Source organism: Enterococcus sp. DIV1059_2, assembly GCF_051713685.1.
In the GTDB taxonomy this organism is placed as follows: Bacteria; Bacillota; Bacilli; order Lactobacillales; family Enterococcaceae; genus Enterococcus_D; species Enterococcus_D casseliflavus.
In genome coordinates, this window is the sequence record NZ_JBIOQK010000001.1 from 1,605,155 (window position 1) to 1,630,092 (window position 24,938).

General features: G+C 41.6%; 18 protein-coding genes. 15 read left to right on the forward strand and 3 right to left on the reverse strand.

Annotation, left to right across the window (positions count from 1 at the left end; genetic code table 11):
* Nucleotides 1-103 precede the first annotated feature (103 nt).
* Nucleotides 104-1,231, reverse strand: a complete 1,128-nt coding sequence (locus IGI72_RS07425) for a CdaR family transcriptional regulator (RefSeq protein ID WP_087627343.1) — start codon at nucleotides 1,229-1,231, stop codon at nucleotides 104-106.
* Nucleotides 1,232-1,532: 301 nt separating this feature from the next.
* On the opposite strand from IGI72_RS07425, the gene IGI72_RS07430 reads away from it, so the two are divergent.
* The 13 genes from IGI72_RS07430 to IGI72_RS07490 all read left to right on the forward strand — a co-directional run bounded on the left by IGI72_RS07430 (nucleotide 1,533) and on the right by IGI72_RS07490 (nucleotide 19,996).
* On the forward strand, nucleotides 1,533-2,585 hold the full coding sequence (locus tag IGI72_RS07430; protein WP_438753702.1) for an LPXTG cell wall anchor domain-containing protein: 1,053 nt from the start codon (nucleotides 1,533-1,535) through the stop codon (nucleotides 2,583-2,585).
* 297 nt (nucleotides 2,586-2,882) lie between these two features.
* Nucleotides 2,883-4,406, forward strand: a complete 1,524-nt coding sequence (locus IGI72_RS07435) for a helix-turn-helix domain-containing protein (RefSeq protein ID WP_438753704.1) — start codon at nucleotides 2,883-2,885, stop codon at nucleotides 4,404-4,406.
* 240 nt (nucleotides 4,407-4,646) lie between these two features.
* Nucleotides 4,647-5,555: an ABC transporter ATP-binding protein gene (locus IGI72_RS07440; RefSeq protein WP_284591254.1), complete on the forward strand. Its 909-nt coding sequence runs from the start codon at nucleotides 4,647-4,649 to the stop codon at nucleotides 5,553-5,555.
* A gap of 2 nt (nucleotides 5,556-5,557) precedes the next feature.
* Nucleotides 5,558-6,361, forward strand: coding sequence for an ABC transporter permease (locus IGI72_RS07445; RefSeq protein WP_438753707.1), 804 nt, complete (start codon nucleotides 5,558-5,560; stop codon nucleotides 6,359-6,361).
* Nucleotides 6,362-6,468: 107 nt separating this feature from the next.
* Nucleotides 6,469-6,687, forward strand: a complete 219-nt coding sequence (locus IGI72_RS07450; RefSeq protein WP_005235432.1) for a YneF family protein — start codon at nucleotides 6,469-6,471, stop codon at nucleotides 6,685-6,687.
* Nucleotides 6,688-6,886: 199 nt separating this feature from the next.
* The gene (locus IGI72_RS07455) at nucleotides 6,887-8,635 is read left to right on the forward strand and encodes an ABC transporter ATP-binding protein (RefSeq protein ID WP_438753709.1); all 1,749 of its coding nucleotides are present in this window, start codon (nucleotides 6,887-6,889) and stop codon (nucleotides 8,633-8,635) included.
* Nucleotides 8,635-10,410, forward strand: coding sequence for an ABC transporter ATP-binding protein (locus tag IGI72_RS07460; protein WP_438753711.1), 1,776 nt, complete (start codon nucleotides 8,635-8,637; stop codon nucleotides 10,408-10,410). Before IGI72_RS07455 ends, IGI72_RS07460 begins: the two co-directional genes overlap by 1 nt.
* 673 nt (nucleotides 10,411-11,083) lie before the next feature.
* Nucleotides 11,084-12,436, forward strand: a complete 1,353-nt coding sequence (locus tag IGI72_RS07465; RefSeq protein ID WP_167822444.1) for an SLC13 family permease — start codon at nucleotides 11,084-11,086, stop codon at nucleotides 12,434-12,436.
* 62 nt (nucleotides 12,437-12,498) lie between these two features.
* Nucleotides 12,499-14,628 carry a hydantoinase/oxoprolinase family protein gene (locus IGI72_RS07470; protein ID WP_074931560.1) on the forward strand — a complete coding sequence of 710 codons (2,130 nt, stop codon included), beginning with the start codon at nucleotides 12,499-12,501 and terminating at the stop codon, nucleotides 14,626-14,628.
* Nucleotides 14,625-15,359, forward strand: coding sequence for a hypothetical protein (locus IGI72_RS07475; RefSeq protein WP_438753713.1), 735 nt, complete (start codon nucleotides 14,625-14,627; stop codon nucleotides 15,357-15,359). The genes IGI72_RS07470 and IGI72_RS07475 overlap by 4 nt, the downstream gene beginning before the upstream one ends.
* Before the next feature lie 148 nt (nucleotides 15,360-15,507).
* Nucleotides 15,508-16,617: a LacI family DNA-binding transcriptional regulator gene (locus IGI72_RS07480; RefSeq protein ID WP_438753715.1), complete on the forward strand. Its 1,110-nt coding sequence runs from the start codon at nucleotides 15,508-15,510 to the stop codon at nucleotides 16,615-16,617.
* 416 nt (nucleotides 16,618-17,033) lie between these two features.
* Complete coding sequence (licT, locus tag IGI72_RS07485; protein WP_005225819.1) at nucleotides 17,034-17,876, forward strand: BglG family transcription antiterminator LicT; 843 nt, start codon at nucleotides 17,034-17,036, stop codon at nucleotides 17,874-17,876.
* Nucleotides 17,877-18,076: 200 nt separating this feature from the next.
* Nucleotides 18,077-19,996, forward strand: a complete 1,920-nt coding sequence (locus tag IGI72_RS07490; RefSeq protein WP_081116556.1) for a beta-glucoside-specific PTS transporter subunit IIABC — start codon at nucleotides 18,077-18,079, stop codon at nucleotides 19,994-19,996.
* A gap of 78 nt (nucleotides 19,997-20,074) precedes the next feature.
* Here the strand turns inward: IGI72_RS07490 and IGI72_RS07495 are convergent, their stop codons facing one another.
* Nucleotides 20,075-20,995: a MurR/RpiR family transcriptional regulator gene (locus IGI72_RS07495; RefSeq protein WP_194194622.1), complete on the reverse strand. Its 921-nt coding sequence runs from the start codon at nucleotides 20,993-20,995 to the stop codon at nucleotides 20,075-20,077.
* Between the two features lie 260 nt (nucleotides 20,996-21,255).
* Between IGI72_RS07495 and IGI72_RS07500 the strand changes: the two genes are divergently transcribed.
* Both IGI72_RS07500 and IGI72_RS07505 read left to right on the forward strand, forming a co-directional pair.
* The gene (locus tag IGI72_RS07500) at nucleotides 21,256-22,647 is read left to right on the forward strand and encodes a 6-phospho-beta-glucosidase (protein WP_005225822.1); all 1,392 of its coding nucleotides are present in this window, start codon (nucleotides 21,256-21,258) and stop codon (nucleotides 22,645-22,647) included.
* Nucleotides 22,648-22,667: 20 nt separating this feature from the next.
* Entirely contained in the window at nucleotides 22,668-24,101 is a 1,434-nt protein-coding gene (locus tag IGI72_RS07505; protein WP_008378424.1) for a 6-phospho-beta-glucosidase, read from the forward strand.
* Between the two features lie 236 nt (nucleotides 24,102-24,337).
* Here IGI72_RS07505 and IGI72_RS07510 read toward each other — a convergent pair whose 3' ends face one another.
* Nucleotides 24,338-24,808, reverse strand: a complete 471-nt coding sequence (locus IGI72_RS07510) for a glutathione peroxidase (RefSeq protein WP_438753719.1) — start codon at nucleotides 24,806-24,808, stop codon at nucleotides 24,338-24,340.
* Nucleotides 24,809-24,938: the final 130 nt, after the last annotated feature.

The following is a 24,938-nucleotide window of genomic DNA, read 5'->3' on the forward strand; positions in this document are numbered from 1 at the left end:
TGGATGATCACGCTGGTTGGAAACAGATGACTTGAACAACAAATGATACCATCGATTTTAAATGCGAAGTTTGTTACGCTGAAGCATTTGCTTGTTCAACAAATCATCTCTCTAGATTAGACAAGCGATAACTCATAAAAGCAGCCGACAACACGGTAAAATCACTCAAATTACGTGGATTGTAGCCCGTCTTTTCTGTGATGCGATTCAGTTTGTTTTGAAAAGTATTCTTGTGTAAAAAAAGTGCCTCGGCACACTTCATAATACTACCATTGTAGCGTTTATACGTTTCAAAGATCAATTGGAACTGCTCAATCTCCTCAACTGTCAGACTGCCAAGCACTTTCTTTTGCAATTGTTTATTATCTTCTGCAGAAATCCCGACAAAGAGCAACCCATAATCCATTTCTTGATAAGAAGAGATGGTCGCACTTTTTTGATTGATCAACCAATTGACGGTTTTTTGCGCCTTTTCATAACTAGACCAATACTCATCGATGGTTTCTGCTAAACCGCCGATCCCAAAGGACATTTGACGATCAAAACGCTTAGAAATATCCTTTTGCATTTGCATCAGTAGGGGGATCAGCGAAGCTTCTTCCTGCTTTTCGAAAAACAGGCAAATTTCTTGATTGATCAGCGAGAAGAAACTACCTGGAAAAATGTGCAAATGCGATTGGATGGTATGGAGCAGTTTTTCATAATTCAGATTATTTTTTTCTCTAGTAAAAAGGAATTTCCCTATCACGAGGATGCGAGGTCGTTCCAAATCAATGTCCAAGAGCGAGGCTAAATAAGCCGCCAAGCTATCATCTCTTTGAGGAGCGATCAGCATTGTAGCTAGACTGTGGTAGTTTTGCCGTTGATGGAAATTTGTCAATTGAATCCAGTTTTCTCGGATCAAAATCTCCGTCATTTTTTTGATAATATTCCCCAAAGGCTCTACCTTTGTACGCTCGCCAGTAATTCCAATAATTGCTACAACGGATTGATTAAAAAGGACCGGGATATTGATTCCTTTTTTTGCTCCTTTAAATTGATTGTCATGTTCAATCGTTAATGTCTGTTGATTTTTGGCTGCTAAACGCGCGCCTTCATGACTGGTACCAATCCGCACGGTATCTGTACTAGCTATGATCGTACCCGAGGTATCAAAAAGATTGATTTCATGGTTGATGATATCTTTTAAGCTTTTAACAATCAATTTTGCTACTTTTGGCTCTAATTCCATCGATCACGTACTCCTAAAGGTTGATTTGCTTATACTTGAATTTTAGCACAAAAATGGTCATATATTATATATAATATATATTTAAATGATAAATATTAAACTGATTTATTGGCGGTGGTAAAAGTTCGAGAGAGTTTCAAATGCGGAAGAGGGTGGTAAATATCTTTTCTATATATAATACTCGAAATTAAAGATGCCATTTTATTGGGTCTTTCCTTTTTTTCGGCGCATGTTTTCTCTGAGAATTTATTATAATTTCCTTATCAAGTTATCTTGAAATATTCATTTAGGAAGTGAGGAAATGAGAAAACTGGTTGGAATTGTGTTGATTTTGCTGTTAGCGGGATTATTGCTGCTGGTGTTTGGTTTCGATCATACTTCAGCAAAAGAACGAGCCGGAGGGAATTTATCGTTTTCTGTTCAAACGAACCGTGTGATCTATGATGAAGCCTTGAAAGTCATTACGATCCCGGTACGGCCGAACAAAACGCTGACTTCACAAAACGTTTGTATCCGTTTAACTTATGGTTGGGATGGCAATGGACACAGTGAAAAGGTGATTGGTGAAACGTATCTAACAAATGTCGATTGGTTTTCAGGTGTTGAAAACTACTTAAGGATCTATGCTGAGATGGCCATCGATGAGATCAAAAGTGTGGATAAAGTAGATTTAGTTGTGATTTATGACGGTGAAACAACGATTACTGAAAACTTGAAGCCTAGTCAATGGCAGGTAATCACACCCCCGAGCTCTAGTGAGACCACGAACTCTGAGATAAGCGCAAGCTCTAAGGTGTCTGAAGAAACAAGCTCTTCCTTTAGTAGTATCGAACCGAAATTTAGCGACTCTCAATCGACGGATCCAAGGACTTCTACTACGGAAAACACAAGTCAGGATTCTCAAAGTATCGAAAGTAGTCACAATGCAAGTGAGTCAGAAAACTTCAACACCCAACCAGTTAGTGAGAGTGAATCGACTCAGATAACAAGGAGTCGAGAAACCACCGCAACAACAGGAACAACGACCGTTAGTGAAGCGGCATCTGAGAATCTTTCAGATTCAGAAACGAAACCAAACAAATTAGCGCCGAACCAAAGTCAGTCAAGCAAGCGGAGTGTTTCCTCCGATGATCCCGCAGGCAAACAACTCGCTAAAGCATCGTCTTCAGTGAAAATGGAACAGGAACAACGTACGGAGACAAGCAGTGCTAAGGAGGTCAATGGAGCCTTACTACCGAAAACCGGCAGCAAAAATACGAGTATTCGCTATTTACTCTTTGGTCTAGGCGTGGTTATCCTTACTGTCTTCCTTTTTTGGCTGAATCGAAAGTTATTTTCTGATGAGAGACAGTAAAGAAAAAAGCCGAGGATAATGAGAGAATTGATACCCCACGATTGGAATTTTCTTCCCCAGAAAGCACACTCACGTTTTGTTTTACCGTTTTTAACAAAAAGTCTGACGATCGTTTTGAAACGTCAGACTTTTTTTATGAAAATATACAGATAACGAAAGGAAAATTTGTTAAAAGTGATTTGACAGAAAAGAGCGCACGGTGGTACGATCACCAAACACTGCCAGCTTACAATTTTGTAAGATGACAAATTTAGGATAAAAACAGCGTTTGCTGATTATACGAGCGAGGGAAATTTCATGTTACAGGCACTTTTGGATACGACAGAAAAACAAATTTATGCGTTTCTAAGTTATTGTTACGAAACGAACAAGAAAGACTATACAATTAAAGAGCTCTCAGGTGTTTTCGATAGGAAAACCAACAAAATGCAGTCGATCGTTCAGCAAGTAGAGGTGTTTCGTGCACGCTATCCTCAGTTTACTTTGACCTATGATCGGCTGGAAAAAGAAGTGTCGATTGCTTTTTCTCCACGATTTCTATTGAGCCAAGCCTATAGTGTATTGTTGCAGGGAACTGTTGGGTTTATCTTGCTGGATGCACTCTTTCAGGGGGATTATCATTCCCTTGAACAACTCAGCCACAAAACCTTTAGCAGTCCCCGCACGATTCAACGAAAATTGCAGGAGTTAAATCATGTTTTGGCGAACTATCATTTGTCCTATAGTTTAAAAAAAGGTGATCCTTTGGCAGGTGATGAATATGCGATCCGCTATTTTTATCATCTTACCTATTGGCAAATTTTTGATGAGAAGGACTCACAAGTCTTGGCATCGATCAAGGAGAAAGAGCAGGCTGAAGCGTTGTTTGAAACCCATGCTTCTTATATGAGAAAAATCGATATCGATAAATTTCTTCATTTATTCGCTATCTCCGTGCAAAGAATCCATCAAAAGCATCCGCTTTCGTTTTTACCAAACGAAATACTTACCTTTGAGCACCCATTAATTGAAAAAAAACAGTTTGATCAGGTCTTTTTGAACCCATTGTTTAACAGGAATCATCTGCCGTTTTCTGAAATTTCGGAGGTTGAACGCAGCTTCTTGTATTATATGTTTGGGGTAATGAACACCTATCTTGAGGAGGATCTCGATGCTGCTAACATCTCGTGGCTGACTCAGCCAAAGTACCAGCAAGAAGCGCAGCTCGTTGAAAAACTAGCCGTGTATTTTCGGTTGACGTTTACAGAAGCCGAAAAAAACTATTTACTGGTTAATCTGGTCATGATCCATTCCGCCTCTGGCTGTTTTGGTACGCGACAAAAAAGCGATAGTTTTGGCAAAACAACCGACGAGCAAGAGCTGCAAGCCGCTTTTCCAGTGCTTTATCCAACCATGAAACGGTTTTTTTTGGAAGCGACTGTTTCTTTACCAGAGTTGCGTAGATTACTGCAAATGAATGATCGCTTGATTTTCCAATACTGTATGTTACTGAGAGTTATTTTTATCAAATATGAACAGCCGGTCACGTTCTCGATCCATTCGAAATACGGAAAAACGCAAGAGCTTTGGATCAAGAACCGCTTGATGAATGCCACGCATCGAGCGATGGCCCATTATTCGCTGTCTCAAAAACCAGATTTGGTGATCAGCGATTATCCGATCCATCAGGAATTTTCCGAGGAAGAACAGCCTTACCTCTTTTATTGGAATGGTCACCCAAGCGCAAAGGAGTGGAAACAGCTCAAGCAAGTGATCAAACAGATCAGAAGTGCCAAGAACAAGGCAGCGTTCGCCCAACTGGCATTCACCCAAACGGAGTGAGCCAGCTATAAGATCGAGCCAATAGAACTTATAATTTTGCCAAGCGTTTGACCAGCAGCAATAGGGCAAACGTGAAAAGCATCAGTGATAAACGAAGTTGTCAAGAAGCAAAAACAGGAGCATCGATGTTCCTTTTTCGCTTCTTGACTTTTTTTTACAGAGATGGCATGGTATACATATTATCATAACGTTTTTTATTTAAAATCGTTGCAGAAATGGTGTTAGGAAGAAGGGGTAACTTTGACAGAAGTATTAGCACTGCAAAATGTTTCCAAATTGATTGGAACCAAACGAATCATTGATGATGTTTCCTTTGTGGTGGACCAAGGACAAGTCGTTGGTTTATTAGGGCCCAATGGGGCTGGGAAGACGACGATCATCCGAATGATCGTTGGCTTGATGAAGCACAACACAGGATCGATTGCCATTATGGGAAATTTATTGGATTCTTCTTTTAAAACAGCGATTGCCTCAGTCGGAGCGATCGTTGAGAATCCTGAGTTTTATAATTATATGACCGGTTATGAGAATTTGATGCAGTATCAACGTATGGCGAAGAAAAAAGGCACAGCCTCTGAGCTAGAAGCCCTGATCCGTCAGGTGCATTTAGAAGGACATATCCATCAAAAAGTCAAAACTTATTCTTTAGGGATGCGTCAGCGTTTAGGTGTTGCCCAGGCGCTGGTCCATCAACCAGATCTATTAGTTTTAGATGAGCCGATGAATGGTCTGGATCCTAAAGGCATGCGGGAGTTTCGGGAAATGATTCTTTCTTTGCGAGCAAAAGGGGTCTCTGTTTTAGTTTCCAGTCATCAGTTAAGCGACATCGAGCAAATTGCCGATCATTTGATCGTGGTACAAAAAGGAAAAGTCACCCATCAAGTAGCAATGGCAGAGTTGAAAGCAGAGAAAAATGTGTTGATCATCAAAACCGATGATAACTCGCAAACAGAAGCACTGTTAAAAGCTTCCTTTGACGTCGAGGTCTTGCACGTTGAAGACGAATTGCAAGTCACGTTGCAAACAGATCAGCGTTCTGAAATCGCTGCAGCGATCGTGACGGCGGGTATCGGCTTAAAAGAACTACGGACAAAGCAATCTTCTTTAGAAGATACATTCTTGGCTTGGACCGAAGAAGGAGGTTTGTAAGCATGCTGACATTGATAAAAAATGAATGGATCAAATTAACCAAAAAGCGTTCTACTTGGATCATGCTGCTTTTATTGGTTTTAATGACGTTTGGCTTGACCTATGTTGTACGCTTAGGTAGTCCAGAAATTGGGGCCAATGATTTATTTGCTTCTTTAAGCGATATGACGTCGTTCTTAAACTTATTTGTAGTGATTGTGGCGGCTTCTTCAGTAGCAGAAGAGTTCAGTCGTGGAACGATCAAGTTCTTATTGATTCGGCCTTTTTCCAGAAGCCAAATCTTAGCAGCAAAAGCCATCAACACGTTTTTATTTGCGCTGTTAGGGACTGCTGTTTTACTCATCAGTAGTTTAGCAGCTGCCAATTTATTTTTAGCAGCTGAATCACCTTTTGCTGCTACTGGCTACAGCGGGCTAGCGGCGATTCTCGTTGCCCTTGTTTTTGCGGGAACCAACTTGCTATTGATTGTCTTTTATATTGCATTGACCATCTTTATCTCAGCCGTCATTCGCTCCCAAAGCTTGGCGGTAGGCTTAGGCTTGGGTATGTTGTTTGGAAGCAGCATCATCAACTCGATCATGCTTTTTGCGCAAGAAAAATACCCATGGCTGAAGTGGAATCCATTTAATTTTATGAATATTAAAGAGCAAATACCGAGTGTATTAAATAGTCCTGACATGCAGATGACTGCCTTTGATCCGGGATTGGGCTATTGGGAAATGGCGATCGGGATCCTTGTTTACAGTGTTTTAATCTACCTTTTAACAAATTGGTTATTCAACAAAAGAGATGTCGCATTAAGTTGAGGAAACGAGTGAAAGTTTTTGGATAAATCCAGCTTTCACTCTTTCTTTTTGTGTTTTTTTCTAGTAAAATGATTCATTGAGAGTACAAGAGAAAGGAGAGTTTTCGAATGGTTAGTGTAGGAATCGTAATCGTGATCGCTGTTGTTGCAGCATTACTAGGCGCTGTCGGCGGCTTCTTTTTGGCGCGTAAATATATGCAAGATTATCTAAAGAAAAATCCTCCCGTTAATGAGGATATGCTTCGCTCGATGATGATGTCAATGGGTCAAAAACCTTCTGAGAAAAAAATTCGTCAGATGATGCAGCAAATGAAAAACCAAAAGTAGGTTTTTTCTAAAAAGCGGGCTGATTTTATCAGCTCGCTTTTTATTGCGGTAAAACGCAGCAACGAATCAAAAATGTCCCCAAGCTGCTTTTTCTGTTTACGTTCTGTAAATAGCGGGGAAGCAATCGAATCTGAATCCAATGAATATTCGGAAAAATCGCAAAATTTAGGCAACAGGTCATAAAGAAATGGAGAGTGTTATGTCAATATTTAGGAAGTTAGGTTGGTTTTTTAAACAAGAAAAGAAACATTATTTGTTAGGCGTAGGCTCTTTAGTCTTGGTCGCCTTGGTACAGTTGGCACCTCCGAAAGTTATCGGGATCATCATCGATGAGATTGCGGAAAAAGAGATCTCGATGCAGACGATCTTTTTTTGGGTCATGATCTTGATTGCTTCAGCCATCGCTCAATACGTGTTTCGTTTTGTCTGGCGAACGCATATCTGGGGCAGTGCCGCTCGGCTAGAAAAAACGTTACGCAGACAGCTATTTGCACATTTTACAAGGATGGATCAGTTGTTTTATCAAAAGCATCGGACAGGTGATTTGATGGCCCATGCCACCAATGACTTGAATGCCATCCAAAATGTGGCAGGGGCGGGGATCTTGACCTTTGCCGATTCCTTCATCTCGGGAGGGGCAACCATCATTGCGATGGTTCTCTTTATCGACTGGCGGTTAACGATCATTGCTCTATTGCCGCTTCCTTTCTTAGCAGTCATGGCACGGGTTCTTGGCAGCAAATTGCATGATGCGTTTCGTGACTCGCAAGAAGCATTTTCTTCTATCAACGACAAAGCCCAAGAAAGTATTACTGGGATGAAAGTCATAAAAACCTTTGGACAGGAAAAAGAGGACATCGCTGATTTTCAAACCAAAATCGACCATGCCATCATCAAAAACCGCAAAGTCAATTTTCTGGATGCCTTGTTTGATCCGTTTATTACGATCATCATCGGAATCTCCTATGTGCTGACGATCATCGTTGGCGGCAATTATGTTATGGACGGTACCATCTCGATCGGTCAATTGGTATCCTTCATCAGTTATATCGGTATGTTAGTTTGGCCGATGTTTGCCATCGGACGTCTGTTTAATGTGCTGGAACGAGGCAATGCTAGTTATGATCGGGTTGCCGAATTGTTGGCGGCCAAGACCCATATCATTGAAGCCAAAGATGCGGTCGATGCCCCAGCCCAAGGAACGGTAAACGTTCAAATCAATGATTTTCACTATCAAGGAGATGATTTTGCTCTGCAAGACATCCACTTTACTTTACCAGCAGGTCAGACACTAGGTGTCGTCGGGAAAACCGGTGCTGGAAAAACCTCTTTGATGAAGCTCTTGTTGCGAGAGTATGATTCATTTGACGGGGCGATCACCTTCGAAGGCATCGACAGCAAGCAATACTCCTTGAATGCTCTTTTGGGGTCGATCGGTTATGTTCCGCAAGATCATTTCTTATTTTCCATGACGATTCGAGACAATATCCGCTTTGCGCAACCACGGGCTTCTCAAGCAGAAGTGGAAGCAGCTGCTGGATTGGCAGTGATCCACGAGGATATCAGTCAGTTTCCTGAAGGGTACGAAACGATGGTGGGGGAACGTGGTGTTTCTCTTTCTGGCGGACAAAAACAGCGGTTATCCATTGCCCGTGCTTTGATCACTGATCCAGAATTATTGATTTTAGATGACGCCCTTTCAGCAGTAGATGCCAAAACGGAAGAAGCTATTTTACAACAGTTGCGGACGTTCCGTCAGAATAAAACAACGATCATTGCTGCCCACCGCCTAAGCAGTGTCAAGCACGCAGAAGAAATTCTCGTGATCGACAATGGGAAAATCAGTGAACGCGGGACCCATGAACAATTATTGGCTGCAAATGGCTGGTATAAAAAAATGTGGGACAAACAGCAACTAGAAGCCAAAATCGAAGGGAGTGAAGCCTAATGCAAGAATCAGAATGGAGTAAATCGATTCCCTTTAAAGAGCAAAAAAACATCATCAAACGAATGTTTCTTTTTGCCAAGCCATTTCGAAAAACCTTCTATGCAGCGATCTTTTTTGCTTTTGTGCTATCGATCGTCAATATCCTGTTGCCTTTGATCATTCAAACCTTTATGGATAATTATTTGACCAATCAAACGGCGACCCAGCAAGTCATTTATTTCTTTGCTGCATTGTATTTCTTTGGGGTGTTGGTAAAAGCTGTGATTTGGTTTTTCCAATGGTTCCTTTATTCGATGGGTTCTTTAAAAACCTATCAGTATATTCGAGCAAAATTATTTGGAAAATTGCATAGTCTTGGGATGCGCTATTTCGATCAGACGCCAGCGGGTTCGATCGTTTCACGGGTCAGCAACGACACAGAAACGTTGTATGAATTTTGGTATGTCTTCTTGATGGTATTGACAGGAATTTTTGCGGTGGTTTCTTCTTTTGCCGCCATGTTCCGCATCAACGTCAAAATTGCCTTACTGAACTTGATTTTTCTGCCGATCCTAATGGTAGTCATCTGGTATTATCAAAAATTCAGCTCTCGTATCTATCGTCAAATGCGGGAAAAACTGAGTCAGCTGAATACGAAATTGAATGAATCGATTTCTGGTATGCAAATCATTCAGCAATTCCGTCAAGAGGCGCGGCTGAATGAAGAATTCGAAGCGACCAACGATGATTATTTGAAAACTAGATACGCTATGATCCGCACGAATGCGCTGCTATTATCACCAATCATTAGTTTGTTATATGCCTTAGCGATCGCCTTGTCGTTGACGGTCTTTGGGTTTGATACCTTAGAATCGCCCATCGAAGTCGGGTTGATTTTCGCCTTTACGACCTATATTCAAGGATTTTTTAATCCCATGACACAGATGATGGATTTTCTCAGCGTCTTTACTGATGGGATGGTCGCCGGCAGCCGTATTCTAAAGATTATGGATAACGAAGAATACACGCCCCAGCAAAACCCCGATGCTAGTCAAACCATCACCAAAGGAAAAATCGAATTTCGCGATGTCAGTTTTTCCTATGATGGAAAAAACAACGTATTGAATCATATTTCTTTCATCGCCTATCCAGGTGAGACCGTGGCTTTAGTCGGTCACACAGGAAGTGGCAAGAGCTCGATCATCAATGTGTTGATGCGTTTTTACGAATTCGGGGAAGGGCAAATTTTGATCGATGATCAAGATATTCGCGACTTCACGATGGAAGAGCTTCGGAAAAAAGTCGGACTCGTATTGCAAGACGCCTTCATGTTTTATGGGGACATCGCTGACAATATCCGCTTATTGAATCAGGACATTCGTGAGGAACAGATCGAAGCAGCAGCAAAATTTGTTCAAGCAGATGCCTTTATTCAAAAATTACCTGGTAAATACCACGCCAAAGTGATTGAACGGGGCGCCAGCTATTCAAGTGGGCAGCGACAATTGATTTCCTTTGCCCGCACCATGGTGACCGATCCGAAAGTGCTGGTCTTGGATGAGGCGACTGCCAATATCGATACTGAAACAGAAGGACTGATCCAAGAAGGGTTGGCAAATATGCGTCAAGGGCGAACCACGATCGCGATCGCCCATCGATTGTCTACCATCCGCGATGCCGAGTTGATTTTGGTGCTTGATAAAGGCTCGATCGTCGAACGAGGCACCCATGATGAACTTTTGGCTCAAAAAGGGTTGTATGCCGATATGTACCGTTTGCAGGCAAGTGAAGTTTAAACGACCAATAGACCTTAAAATACCACCTAGGTATTTTAAGGTCTATTTTGTATAAATTGAACAAATGGAGGAAAAAATTTCTATTTGTGATTGACAGCGTTTTCACCCTTTGCTATCATGTAGACATTAAAGCAACTAGCTCCTAGACATACAAACGGATCAAACGGTCGCGAGACCTTTCGGTTAAGATTAGGAATCACGCACAGTCAAGCGAGTGGCAGAGGAGCTATATGTGAAAAGTTGCGCAAATAGGAGGATCAAATTATAGATTAGATATATGAGGGAAGCTGCTCTAAGCAAAAGGCAAGTATCCTGAGCCTATTTTTACGAAGTACCCAACCAACGAGAGAGGATTGTGGAGGGTGATTGGAATAAAGGCAGTCCCATCGAGAAGGGGGCGAAAAGGAATGTATTGAGAGCTCAAAGATAGTCGAGTGGATAAACACGAGAAATCATTCGTTGTTTTATTTTTTTAAATTCTTTGTTAACCGGTTAACTAAAACGGTTAACAAAAAAGAGGAGGAAAGCAAACGTGGGGAATGGTCACAAGTTTAGCCGTTTTTTTCATGACAAAGGTAGCATTCAGCGAGAATAGGGAAAGTAGCAAACGTAGAAACTTGCAACACGATCTATGAACAAAAAATAGTTCAAATGGAAAGATGAGGGAAAATTTATGGTAGAAATTATAATTGGTATTTTAATGATCGTTTCTTTCTTAGGAATGGTTTGGTACTGCGTCAAAGGGTTCAACCTGATGGTAGGTTTCTTCGTTATGGCAACACTTTGGACCGTTTTAGCTTTTATTGGCAATGCGTTGAGTCCGGATTTAACAGCTTTGAATTTTGTCGATACGATCACGAACATTTATCAAACAGGACCCGCCGGTTTTGCTAGTTCGATTCTGGTCAATATTTTCTTCGGTTCCTTCTTTGGTCGGATTTTGATGGATACAGGGATCGCAGCAACGCTGATTCGGAAGGTTGTTGAACTTGGTGGAGATAAACCACGGATCACCATGACCCTTTTATGTACTGTTACTGCCTTATGTTTCACTTCCATGACGGGCATTGGTCCTGTAATCTCTATCGCAGTGATCGTTATGCCGATTTTGCAAGCGTTGGGTATTCCAACAGCGATTGCTTTATTCGCTTTTATGGGTTCCATCATGGCGGGAATTTTTGCCAATGTAACAAATTTTGTGCAATACCAAGGTATTTTAGCAGCATTACAACCTGAAGGAAGTCAATCCATGATGGAATATGGGTTTTCCGACTATTTCACATTCGGCATGATCGCACTAGTCGTTTCCTTACTTGTGACATTGATTTTTGCCAATATTGCTTTAAGTCGTGCGAAATCATCAAAAGTCAAAGCGTGGGCTTCCACACCTGGTGCAACTTCAGGCGATGCTCCTTGGTATTCTTGGGTGGCTGTGATCGCACCGGTCTTACTCGTTGTGTTTGCTGAGTTTCCTATTATTCCTGCATTTATTCTGGCAGCTTTGTACGCCTTACTGACTTGCGGAAAATTAAAAGGTGGCTTCGTAAATATTTGCCGTATGTTAGCTAAACAATTTGCAGATGGTGCTGTCGATGTTGCGCCCCTAGTAGGTTTCTTATTAGTACTGGCTATGTTTAATTCAGCTGCAAGTCTCGCGGTTCCTTTCTTTGAACCAATCGTTGGCGGTCTAGTTCCTCATAGTACCGTGGCTCTTGCGATCTTATTTGCCATCTTAGCACCCCTTGGTTTCTTCCGTGGTCCTTTGAACTTAGTTGGATCAGGAGGCGCAGTAGCGGCAGTGATCTTAGCTGCCACAAATTGGGATCTGGCATTCATTTTTCCACTTTTCGCTGTGGTCACGATCGCTCCTCAGCATTTGGATATTACTCAGTCATGGGTAGCATGGGGGCTAGGACATCATAAAGTTGGTTCTAAAGATTTCATGAAGTTTTCGATACCAGCTGGGTGGCTTTCTAGTGCGATCCTGTGTATCATTGCGCTCATTTTGTTCGGATTGAATAACTAGTCGATGAAAGAACGTAGCTGATCAATAAATCATGCAACTATGGATGTAGGAGGAAAGTGGAAATGAGTGAATTAAGAAAAGTTAGAATGGGGATCGATGTAGGCGGTACCCATACAAAAGCTGTCGCTATCGATAATCTGACTCACGAGATCATAGGAAAATCCAGCGTGAAGACCACCCATGATCATGAACGGGGGGTAGCTGCTGGCGTTGTCGAGAGTTTTCAAAATTGTATGAAAGAAAATGATATTGACCCAAAAAGTGTGATTTTTGTTGCTCATTCAACCACCCAAGCCACGAACGCTTTGATTGAAGGGGATGTGGCTGACATTGGTGTTTTCGGTATGGCTCGTGGTGGTTTCGAAGGGTTTCTGGCAAAGCGTCAATTAAAAATTGCCGATATCGTCCTAGGGAATCAGCGATCCATTAAGATCATCAATGCCTTCTCAAAACTCAAAGGAATGAATAAAGCGAGTGTGGAAGAGATGATCGATGATCTAGTGAGGCAAGGATCAGAAGTGATCGTCGCTAGTATGGCTTTTGGAGTAGATAATAATGATGCTGAGAATCTAGTGATGGAAGTTTGTACAGAAAAAGGAATTCCTTGTACCGTTGCTTCGGATATTACGAAACTATATGGATTGACCAGAAGAACACGAACGGCCACTATCAATGCAAGTATTTTACCTAAAATGTTATCTGTCGCAAATTCAACGGAAGTCTCTGTGAAGGAGTCGGGAGTAGATGTACCTTTAATGATCATGCGCGGCGATGGTGGGGTTATGGAGATTGCTGAGATGAAAAAGCGACCAGTTCTGACTATGCTCTCGGGTCCAGCAGCTTCAGTAATGGGTTCACTGATGTATTTACGAGCATCAAATGGTGTGTATTTTGAAGTAGGCGGCACAACCACCAATATCGGTGTCATTAAAAACGGACGGCCAGCGATCGACTATTCTGTCGTTGGCGGACATGAAACATACATTTCCAGTTTGGATGTTCGGATCACGGGCTGTGCAGGGGGTTCCATGATTCGTGCAACTGCTAATGGAGTGGTAGATGTAGGACCTCGTTCTGCTCATATTGCCGGGCTGGACTACGCAGTCTACTCTGATCCAACCAATTGGACAGGAGGAAAGGTGGAATTCTTTAGTCCGAAAGAAGGAGATCCTGCGGATTATGTTGCAATTAAATTTGATAATGGTGAGCGGGTAACTATCACCAATTCGTGTGCAGCGAATGTGTTGGGCTTGATCAAACCGGAACATTTTTCTTATGGGAATATCGAAGCGGCTCGAAAAGCGATGGGCGTATTAGCGGATTATTGTGGCACGACGATCGAAGATATCGCGACACAAATCATGGAGCGTTCTTATGCAAAATTAGAGCCAGTCATTTTGGCTTTAGCAGAAAAATACAAATTAGAAAAAAGCCAAATTTCATTAGTAGGAGTGGGTGGCGGCGCTTCGTCATTAATTATCTACTTGTCAGAAAAAATGGGCGTAAAATATTCGATTCCGGAGAATGCTGAGGTGATTTCCTCAATTGGCGTCGCCCTAGCGATGGTGCGAGATGTCGTTGAACGGATCATTCCTTCCCCTTCGAAAGAAGACTTGCGATCAATCAAAACAGAGGCTATCAATAAAGCCATTGAGAGTGGGGCTACCCCAGAAAGTGTGGAAGTCTTTATCGAAATCGATCCTCAAACGTCTAAAGTCACAGCCATTGCGACTGGTTCCACCGAAGTCAAGACGACGGATCTTTTAGCAGAGGCGACCGTCGAGGAAGCCCAAGAATTAGCAGCAGGCGATTTGGGGCTACCTACCAACGAAATTGATCTTTTAGAGAAAAGCTCGCATTTTTATGTGTTTGGAACCCGTGTTTCTTCAGGAGACAATCCGGCAATTCGAATCCTTGATAAAAAAGGCTTTATTAAAGTACAACGAGCTTCAGGGAAGGTCATCAAAACTACCGCGGAGAATTATGTGCAAGCAGTCGAACAACTGTGGGATGACTTGGCGATCTATCAGACAGAAGTGATTTTGCGTCCAGATTTCTATATTTGTGCCGGACCACGGGTGATGGATTTTTCAGTAAACGATTTGGAGGCATTGATGTTGTTGATCGATATCGAAATGTCGACTTTAGATCCAAATGAAGAAGTGATGGTTCTGGCGGCGAATTCCCTATGATCAAGCAGAGGTTTTTCTTAAAACAGCAACATACGGTTGATCTGGCATTATTAGAAACGTGGTATGAACAGCTCATGCCCATCAACGAATTCAGTTGGGGAGTATTTGAGTTTACCCGCGAGATGCTGCGTAATAAAGTGAGTGAAGAGAAAAAAAACGAAATCATTGAAGAAGCCATTTTATGTGGGAGAACATGGGCGCAAAAAATGCTCGACCAGTTTGATTTAAAAAAACAGGAAAAGCCAGATCGTGCCTGGTATTTGGCGAATAAGCTTGGTTTAACGATTACGGAAAGATCTGGAAAACCGACGAAGTTTCGTATGGTCTTTGCGCAGTTTATCATGGAGCGCTCCATTGAATTGATCACTGAACCCATTGCTGCTTACACCGAGCTGACTCGATCTTCGCAAATATTGCCTAAACCAGAAGTTATCCGAGGAGTCTTGATCGCCCATGAAATTTTTCACTATTTAGAAGAGCAACATGGGGCAACGATGTACCATATCACCAAAACGATTCCACTGTGGCGCTTTTTTTTCTACGAGCATCGTTCAACGGTTGGTTGTGCTTCGGAAATTGCGGCGATGGCCTTTGCAAAAGAACTGTGTGAGACAGACTTTGTGCCTCAAATGTTAGATATTTTGCTTTCTTATCCGTTGGAAGTCGACTTTTCAAAAAGTATATATGAAGTCGTGCAGCAAGAAATGCGCCACATTGAAGCAATGGGCTAGTTCTTTGAAAATCGCTCACTTAGCGGCTTCTTTACGATCCGTCACTATTGAGATAGGACAGTCCATGTCGAACGAAATCGGTCCTTGTTCATTTTTCAAGGGTTCCATGATATAATTGACCAACAGCAAAAAGCAAGGCGTGGATTGAATGGCAAATGAGAAAATCACCATTAAGATGGTGTCAGAAAAAGCAAATGTTTCAAAAACCACCGTTTCTAGATATTTGAATGGCAAATATGAATTTATGTCAGCAGAGACAAAAAAGCGCATCGAAGAAGTGATCGAAGAGCTTGAATACCGTCCAAATGCGCTAGCACAGGGGTTGAAAAACAATAAAACGGGATTGATCGGCATCGTTGTCAGCAATATCATGATCCCGGAAGTAGCAGCTTTAGTTCGAGGCGTCAATGATTATTGTATACGAAAATCTTTTCAGGTGATTCTTGTTGAAACCGATCACAAAAATATTTCTCAGCAGAATCAAATTCAAGCGTTGATCGACCGTCAAGTGGAAGGGCTGATTCTGTCGTCGAATCAGGACGAAGCATTCGTGAAAAGTTTGACTGAGCAAAAGGTCAAGATCGTGCTGGCTGATTGCACGATCGAAGAAGTGATGATTGATACAGTCATCGTTGATAATGAAAAAGCGACGGCCGAGATGATTCAACGTATTTATTCCGAAGGCTTTGATCGAGTCGCTTACTTTACACCACCGCTCACAACGCCTAGTCGGAAGAAAAAGCTCGCTCTTTTTCTGGAAAGTTCTAAAATCGCAGTTAGAAATCCTGAACAACTAGCATTTGAGATCGAAGAAACACAAGCGGCATTTGACGCGTGTAAGGAATCACTAAACGAATTGTTGAAAAAAAATCAAGGCTATCGTTTAGCAATACTAGCTGAAAACAGTGAGTTGATGTTTGCGTTGATCCATGTGATCTATAGCTTGGGCTTACGGATTCCAGAAGATGTTGCGATCGGGGGCTATGATGATTTAGGCTGGAACAAACTTTATCATCATGAAATGTCTGTGATTGAAAAACCGTCGTATGAGATTGGTTCGCAAGCTGCTGAACTCTTAGTCAAGCGGATCTCAAAAGGGAAAATGCAGTATAAACCAAAGGTGATCGAAGTACAGCCAAAAATCAAAATGAATGGTTCGACACAAGTGAGTGACAATAGTTTTGATAAGATCGTTATCCGTATGAACCAAGAAAACCAGCCCTACATCAAAAAAAATTATCGTAAACAAGATGATTAGTTTTTTTTTTAAAACAAGAAACAAATGACACCATAGCCGACTCCCCAAAGATTAGACTGATCAGTCAAGTCTTTGGGGAGCGTTTTTTTTGTCGTTCGCTAAGGGTTTTGTCTTTATCTAAGATAAGAACGAATAAAAATTGATCGCTTGTGTATTTAAGAAACGATCAATAGATTCGTATTAGGTGTCGGTAAAAATAACGAACAAAGATTGACAGCGCTTTCCAACTTTGCTATGATAAAGATAATAAAACTGGTTCTAATGGATAGTGATTGTTGATTTTTAACAAGCTAAACCTGATGAAGCTGCGGTATTTGCGCTGCTTTCATGAGGTTTTTTCTGTGTTGACTGTTGGCTCAGCAATAAAGACAAGCAATGAACCATATCCGCAATGATAAAGTAAGTGGGGGTAGGACATGAAAATCAGTAAAGTGTTAAACAATAATGTTGTGATCACTACCGATCAAAGTCAAAACGAGATTATTGTTATGGGGCGGGGGATTGCATTTAAGAAAAAAGTGGGAGATGAAATTTCTTCAGAAACGGTCGATAAAGTGTATCGCTTAGAAAATCAGACGATCTTATCTCAATTTCAAGAGCTGCTTGCTGACTTACCATTGGAATATCTTGAATTATCCAATGAGATCATTGAGTATGCTCGGCGAGAATTGTCATCCCCAATCAATGATTCCATTTACATCTCGTTGACGGATCACATGCACTGTGCCATTGAACGATCGAAAAAAGGAATGACGGTCAAAAATGTCTTATTGTGGGATATCAAGCGTTTTTTCCCCGATGAGTACCAAATAGGCTGCAAAACAGTAGAGAAAATCAAAGAACATTACGGGATTCAGCTGCCAGATGACGAAGCTGGCTTTATTGCTCTGCATCTCGTCAATGCGCAAACTGAGAATGGTGACCAAGGCAATATTGCTGAACTAACCCAAACGATGCAAGACATTATTAACATTGTTAAATATTTTTTCAAAACAACCTTTGATGAAGAGTCCGTTTATTTTTATCGCTTCACTACGCATTTGAAATTTTTTGTCTCAAGAATGCAAAACCATACTACTCATGTGGATGAAACCGATGAAGATCTTTTGGCTATGGTCAAAGTGAAGTATCGAAATGCGTATCAATGCGTACAAAAAATCGCTGAGCTATTAGAAAATCAGTATCAGTATCAAATGTCCAGTGACGAAAGTTTGTATTTAACGATTCATATTGCCAGACTTGTGCAAAAGAATCGTTGATTGAAAAAAACAAGAAAGGAGAAGGATTTCTTGATTCATGAGAAGGTGTCGAAAAAGAAGAATTTCTTCGCAATGATTCTTATCAAACGTCAGCTTCAAGGCATCTGACCATGCAGCAAGAAATCAAAAAAAGAAAACATTTTGGATAGTGACATTCAGTTGGCTAAACCTTCAATACAAAAAAATTGGAGGAATCAAAAATGGGAAAATATCGTGAATTAGCAGAAAAAATCGTAGCAAATGTTGGTGGGAAAGAGAACATCAATAGCTTGACGCATTGTATCACACGCCTGCGTTTTAAATTAAAGGATGAAGGCGTCGCAAATGATGAAGTCTTAAAGAACATGGATGGGGTCGTGACGGTCATGAAGAGTGGTGGTCAATACCAGGTGGTTATCGGAAACCATGTGCCAGATGTCTATGCAGAAGTGATCGATGTTGCAGGAATCAGTGGTGATGCTGAAGAAACAGCTTCAGGTGGCAACTTGTTTGATCGTTTGATCGATATTTTGAGCGGCTGCTTCCAACCCTTCTTAGGGGCTTTGTGTGCGGCGGGGATGATCAAAGGACTAAACGCACTGTTGCTTTTTATTGGTACAACAGGCTTGATCGATTTTACAACGACGACAGGTACCTACGTTATGTTCAATGCGATCGGCGATTCGATCTTCATGTTTATGCCAGTGATTTTAGGGTATACGTCAGCGAAAAAGTTTCGCTTAAATCCAATGGTGGGAATCGTGATCGGATCAGCGCTTTGTTACCCAACGATTCAAGGATCTGCTTTGCAAGCCGCATTTCTTGCAGGGGCTGGCGAGGGAGCTGCTGCACCATATAGCTTGTTAGGCTTGCCAGCGTACGAAACGTTCTTAGGGATTCCGTGGGTTGGCGCAACGTATACTAGCAGTGTGGTGCCGGTCATCTTTATCATTGCCTTTGCTGCACAAGTTCAAAAATTTGCAAAAAAAATCATTCCTTCTGTTGTCCAAACGTTCTTAGTACCGTTCTTAGTTCTCTTGATTGCATTGCCAATTGGTTTTTTGGTGATTGGACCTGTGATCAGTATGTTGACGGATCTTTTGAGCTCAGGATTTGAAGCGCTGATGGACTTCTCACCAGCTGCCTATGGCTTGTTGCTAGGTTTCTTCTGGCAAGTATTGGTTATTTTCGGTCTTCACTGGTCAGTTGTTCCGCTACACATTATGCAAGTGACACAACTAGGCTACAGTCAGATTTTGGTAGCTACGTTTGGTGCCAGTTTTGCTCAAACAGCCGTAGTGATGGCGATGTACTTTAAACTGAAAGATAAAAAACTGAAAGCACTATGTCCACCAGCTATTATCTCAGGGCTTTTCGGTGTAACGGAGCCAGCGATTTATGGAATCACGTTACCGAAAAAAATGCCGTTCTTCTACTCAATGATTGGTGGTGCGGTCGCAGGTGCCTTCTTGATGATCAATGGAACAACGAGCTACACCTCTGGTGGGTTAGGGGTCTTTGGCATTTTCAACTACATCACTCCAGAAGGCGACGCTAGTGGCATGTGGTTCTCTGTCTTCGGAATCTTGATCGCTGCAGCGATTGGCTTTGGTTTGACCATGGCTTTCTGGAAAGATGATGCAGTGGAAGAAGAAATCGCAGAAGGACAACCAGCGATGACTGTTCGAAAAGAAGTGATCACTTCTCCAGTGGAAGGAACGATCGCGCCACTAAGCAGTGCCAAAGATGAAGCCTTTGCTCAAGGAGTGCTAGGAAAAGGCATCCTGATCCATCCTTCAAAAGGCGAAGTTGTGGCTCCTTTTGATGGTACTGTGATGACATTGTTCCCAACCAAACATGCCATCGGGTTGATTTCTGAGAATGGTTTAGAACTTTTGATCCATATTGGTTTGGATACTGTTCAATTGAATGGTGAGTTCTTTGAAGCGCATGTGAAGCAAGGCGATAAAGTCACTCGTGGGCAAAAATTGATCAGCTTTGATAAAGATGCATTGATCAAAGCAGGATTCAATATTGAGACCCCAGTGCTAGTGACCAACTCAGCGGATTATTTGGATATCATCGAGTCTGACAAACGAGAAGTTGGTTGTTCCGATGACTTGATCACGGCTTTAGTTTAGGAAATGTTTACTTGCAAAACAGCTATATAAGGATAAAAGCGATCGGTCGTGAAGGCTCGATCGCTTTTTGACAGTCATTTAATTGGGAAACAGTGAGTCTTTATAATGAAGGTTTTTATCATAGGTTGGTTCAGCGATTATCGTTGATGAAGTGGGGCGCTTATCATACGCCATCCCAATATCGATCAAATGCTGCAGATTTTTCTCATAGTGCTCCGAAAAGACGACTGCATACAACAAATCTAGCAAGTAGCAAACTGAGGTATTGATCGTAAAATTCGCGATCTTTGAATAAAGCCTTTCTCTTGTTGTGATATTTAAGACACAATCGCTTAATTTCGCTAACGCATTCTCGCCAATACTAGTCATCCCAATGATGGAGACCTGCCGTTCGGCGAGAATCTTACCGATTTCTTTAACCATTTTGTTTTCACCTGTGTAAGAAATCAAGATTGCGGTCGTATCGGAGGTACAGTTGGATGCCTCATAGGCACTTTCGCCGAAGGTATCGCAGACGTGGATACTTTTTCCTAAACGCCGCATCTTCAAAACAAAGTCTTGAGAAATCAAGGTGTTGGCATTGCTGGCGAAAATCCTGATATGGTTGGCATTGAGCAACGATTGTTTCGCTTTTTGTAATTCATCATGATGTATCAAGGAAAGCGTATCTTCGATCGTTGTTTGTTCAAGCTTTGCCAACTTTTTGGCAATGGTCATAATCCCGTCATGGGAAGAGAAGGGAAAGTTCGCATCCACATCGGTAAAATGGCTGCTCATATATGTTTGCTCTTCCACAAAAGCCGTTTTTAAGTCGAGCCAACCATTGAAGCCTAATTTTTTTGCGATCCGAATAAAAGTAGAAGGATGAACATAGGTTTTTTCAGATAATTCCTTGATGGTTTGATCCGCCATCGCGGTCGGATTGGCTAATAAATAATCAATCAACGATCGTTCGGCGGGTGCTAGTTTGGTTTGGCGCATTTTTTCTTGTAACAACATGGTATATATGCTCCTTTTTACATTTTTTTATGATTATTTGTAAATGGTTTTTACAAAAATTCGTTTTTATTCAGTACCTAGCGAATCGTTTACATCCTAATTATTCCTTATTTGATGCTCTTTGTAAATCTTTTTTACAAAACATCTGCAAGAAGAAGCGAGATTTGCAAACGCTTTTTCTAAATATGCTATTTACATTGAATCAAATGTTTTTATGAATGATAATAAGAATGTAAATAAAATAGCAAAGGAGCAATACAATGACAAAAGGAATTAAAATTGCAACCATTGGTGGCGGCAGCAGCTATACCCCGGAGTTAATGGAAGGCTTTATCAAACGCTATGAAGAATTGCCGATTCGTGAGATTTGGCTAGTAGATATCGAAGCAGGAAAAGAAAAATTAGCAATCGTTGGTGCGATGGCACAACGGATGTGGGATGCGTCACCCTACGATGTAAAAATCCACATGACATTGGATCGAGAAGAAGCGTTAAAAGATGCTGATTTCGTTACGACTCAATTCCGAGTAGGATTGCTGAATGCCCGTATCAAAGATGAACGAATTCCTGCCTATTACGGCATGATTGGTCAAGAAACCAACGGCCCTGGTGGTATGTTCAAAGCGTTTCGTACGGTTCCAATCATTCTTGAAATCGTTGAAGACATGAAACGCTTGTGTCCCGATGCCTGGTTGATCAACTTTGCGAATCCAAGCGGTATGGTGACTGAAGCAATCGTGCGTTACGGAAAATGGGACAAAGTCATCGGGTTGTGTAACGTGCCTGTCATGGCAACGATGGTTGAACCTGCGTTGCTTGGCAAAGAACCTGACGAACTGATTTACAAATTTGCAGGATTGAACCACTTCCACTGGCACAAAGTTACCGACTCACACGGCAATGATGTTACGATGGACATTATTGATAAAATGTATGAAGAAGACAATGGCTTACCGAAGAATATCTTTGATGTACCATTTTACAAAGAACAGCTGGAACAAATGAAGATGATTCCTTGCGGGTATCACCGTTATTACTATCGTCAAGAAGAAATGTTGAATCATGCGATCGAAGAGTACAAGACTGTCGGTACACGCGCACAGCAAGTGAAACAAACCGAAGCCGAATTGTTTGAGTTGTACAAAGATCCTGAATTGGATCATAAACCAGAACAGCTGCAAAAACGTGGTGGTGCTTACTACTCAGATGCAGCGTGTGAAACGATTGCTTCCATTTATGCTAATAAAAATACCCAAATCGTCGTTTCAACCAAAAATGAAGGCGCCGTTCCAGATCTTCCTGCCGATTGCGTAGTCGAAGTAACAGCTTACGTTGGCGGACAAGGGGCTAGAAATGTTGCCTTTGGTGAGTTACCGACAGCTGAAAAAGGTTGGTTACAGGTAATGAAAGCAATGGAATTATTAACGATCGAAGCAGCTGTGACGGGGGATTACAATATCGCATTACAAGCCTTCACCATCAACCCATTGGTTCCATCAGGTGATACGGCAAAACGTGTCATGGACGAACTGTTTATTGCCCACAAAGATCACTTGCCTAAATTTAAGGAAACGATCGCACGTCTTGAAAAAGAAGGCGTAGAAGTACAAGATGAAGTAGCCCGCGAACTTGATCGCGAACTAGTTAAATAAAGAGAAAGTAGGAAAGAAACATGGCATTTAGAAAAGACTTTTTATGGGGCGGCGCAACAGCTGCCAATCAATGTGAAGGAGGCTACCAAGAAGGCGGACGCGGCTTGGCAAACGTTGACGTGGTACCGATCGGCAAAGATCGTTTTCCAGTCATTACTGGTCAAATGAAAATGTTCGATTTTGATGACGAACATTTCTACCCAGCAAAAGAAGCGATCGATATGTATCATCGCTACAAAGAAGACATCGCGCTATTTGGCGAAATGGGCTTTAAAACCTACCGTTTGTCGATCGCTTGGAGTCGGATTTTCCCTAAAGGGGATGAAACAGAACCAAATGAAGACGGCTTGAAGTTCTATGAAGATCTTTTCAAAGAATGCCACAAATATGGGATCGAACCATTAGTAACGATCACTCACTTTGATTGCCCAATGCATTTAGTTGAAAAATACGGGGCATGGCGTTCTCGTGAATTGGTCGGATTCTATGAAAACTTGTGTAACGTGATTTTCAACCGTTACAAAGGATTAGTAAAATACTGGTTGACCTTCAACGAAATCAACATGATTCTCCATGCGCCATTTATGGGAGCAGGTCTTTACTTTGAAGAAGGCGATAACGTTGAGCAAGTGAAATACCAAGCGGCTCACCATGAGCTATTGGCCTCTGCGATCGCAACGAAAATCGCTCATGAAGTCGATCCTGAGAACAAAGTAGGCTGTATGTTAGCTGCTGGCGCATACTATCCATATACAAGCAAACCAGAAGATGTCTGGGAATCACGCAAAGCAGATCGCGAAAACTATTTCTTTATTGATGTTCAATCACGTGGGGAATATCCACAATATGCGCTGAAAGAAATGGAACGCAATGGGATCGAAATCAAAATGGAAGAAGGCGACCTTGAGCTGTTGAAAGCTCACACCGTAGACTTTATTTCCTTCTCTTACTATTCTTCCCGCGTATCAACCACAGACGCTGAATTATTAGAACAAACGGCTGGCAATATTTTTGCCTCTGTGAAAAACCCATACTTGGAAGCAAGTGAGTGGGGGTGGCAGATTGATCCACTTGGTTTGCGCATCACAATGAATGACATTTATGATCGCTACCAAAAACCATTGTTTATCGTTGAAAACGGCTTAGGAGCTGTGGATACACCAGATGCAGATGGCTATGTGGAAGATGACTACCGGATCCAATACTTGGCAGAACATATTCAAGCAATGAAAGATGCGGTTGAACAAGATGGTGTCGACTTATTGGGTTACACGACTTGGGGTTGTATCGATTTAGTTTCAGCTGGAACAGGTGAAATGAAAAAACGCTATGGTTTCATTTATGTGGACCGTGACAATGAAGGAAACGGCACCTTGAAACGAACAAAGAAAAAATCATTTGATTGGTACAAACAAGTGATTGCTTCAAACGGTGAAGATTTATCGAATAACTAATTATAAGAAGCTGCAGTTGATCCCTTAGAGAAATCTAAGTAGATCGACTGCAGTTTTTTTAAAGTCTTTTTAAAAACTATTGAAACGAATGATTTGTAATAAGTAGAAATGGCTGTTCAGAGATTATTGATAACCGACAATGAGAGTGCTGTAAAAGGCTTGCGTTGCAGCAATTACAAAAAAAGGCGACCTTAAGCATGACATGTTTTGTCCTTAAGGTCGCCTTTATCCATTTTTTAAAGAACTTTTTCAATTTCTGGAATCATTTTTTGAGGATTGGTTTGTGGAGAAAAACGCTCCACGACTTTACCTTGGCGGTCCACCAAGAATTTCGTGAAATTCCATTTAATGGCTTTGCCTAATGTACCCGGTGCTTCTGCTTCCAAATAGCGAAACAAGGGATCTGCGTCTTTGCCATTGATCACCGTTAACTTGTGCATCGGAAAATCAACACCATAGGTGGTTCGGCAAGCGGCTGCGGCTTCTTCGGCTGAGCCGACTTCTTGTTTGAACTGGTCAGAAGGAAACCCTAGAACGACCAACCCTTGGTCTTTATAGGTTTCATAAAGACTTTGTAATTCTTTGAACTGCGGGCTCAACCCGCACTTTGTAGCTGTATTGACGATCACCAGCGGTTGACCTTCGTAGTTTGCTAGCGAATAAGTTTCGCCGTTTTCTAATGTTGCTTGGTAGTCATAGATTGACATAGCAAACGCTCCTTTTAATGTAAATCATAGTCGATAGTTTCTGAGATAAGTATAGAGCAAAGTCTTCAAAAAAACCAAGCAAACTTCTTGGCGCATTTTATTTCTTATAAAAAACAAAAAATCCAGCGGC

Coding starts and splice junctions, on each gene's coding strand:
- IGI72_RS07425 (WP_087627343.1), bottom strand. CDS start 1,231: ATGGAATTAGAGCCAAAAGTAGCAAAATTGATTGTTAAAAGCTTAAAA.
- IGI72_RS07430 (WP_438753702.1), top strand. CDS start 1,533: ATGAGAAAACTGGTTGGAATTGTGTTGATTTTGCTGTTAGCGGGATTA.
- IGI72_RS07435 (WP_438753704.1), top strand. CDS start 2,883: ATGTTACAGGCACTTTTGGATACGACAGAAAAACAAATTTATGCGTTT.
- IGI72_RS07445 (WP_438753707.1), top strand. CDS start 5,558: ATGCTGACATTGATAAAAAATGAATGGATCAAATTAACCAAAAAGCGT.
- IGI72_RS07450 (WP_005235432.1), top strand. CDS start 6,469: ATGGTTAGTGTAGGAATCGTAATCGTGATCGCTGTTGTTGCAGCATTA.
- IGI72_RS07455 (WP_438753709.1), top strand. CDS start 6,887: ATGTCAATATTTAGGAAGTTAGGTTGGTTTTTTAAACAAGAAAAGAAA.
- IGI72_RS07460 (WP_438753711.1), top strand. CDS start 8,635: ATGCAAGAATCAGAATGGAGTAAATCGATTCCCTTTAAAGAGCAAAAA.
- IGI72_RS07465 (WP_167822444.1), top strand. CDS start 11,084: ATGGTAGAAATTATAATTGGTATTTTAATGATCGTTTCTTTCTTAGGA.
- IGI72_RS07470 (WP_074931560.1), top strand. CDS start 12,499: ATGAGTGAATTAAGAAAAGTTAGAATGGGGATCGATGTAGGCGGTACC.
- IGI72_RS07475 (WP_438753713.1), top strand. CDS start 14,625: ATGATCAAGCAGAGGTTTTTCTTAAAACAGCAACATACGGTTGATCTG.
- IGI72_RS07480 (WP_438753715.1), top strand. CDS start 15,508: ATGGCAAATGAGAAAATCACCATTAAGATGGTGTCAGAAAAAGCAAAT.
- licT (WP_005225819.1), top strand. CDS start 17,034: ATGAAAATCAGTAAAGTGTTAAACAATAATGTTGTGATCACTACCGAT.
- IGI72_RS07490 (WP_081116556.1), top strand. CDS start 18,077: ATGGGAAAATATCGTGAATTAGCAGAAAAAATCGTAGCAAATGTTGGT.
- IGI72_RS07495 (WP_194194622.1), bottom strand. CDS start 20,995: ATGTTGTTACAAGAAAAAATGCGCCAAACCAAACTAGCACCCGCCGAA.
- IGI72_RS07500 (WP_005225822.1), top strand. CDS start 21,256: ATGACAAAAGGAATTAAAATTGCAACCATTGGTGGCGGCAGCAGCTAT.
- IGI72_RS07505 (WP_008378424.1), top strand. CDS start 22,668: ATGGCATTTAGAAAAGACTTTTTATGGGGCGGCGCAACAGCTGCCAAT.
- IGI72_RS07510 (WP_438753719.1), bottom strand. CDS start 24,808: ATGTCAATCTATGACTACCAAGCAACATTAGAAAACGGCGAAACTTAT.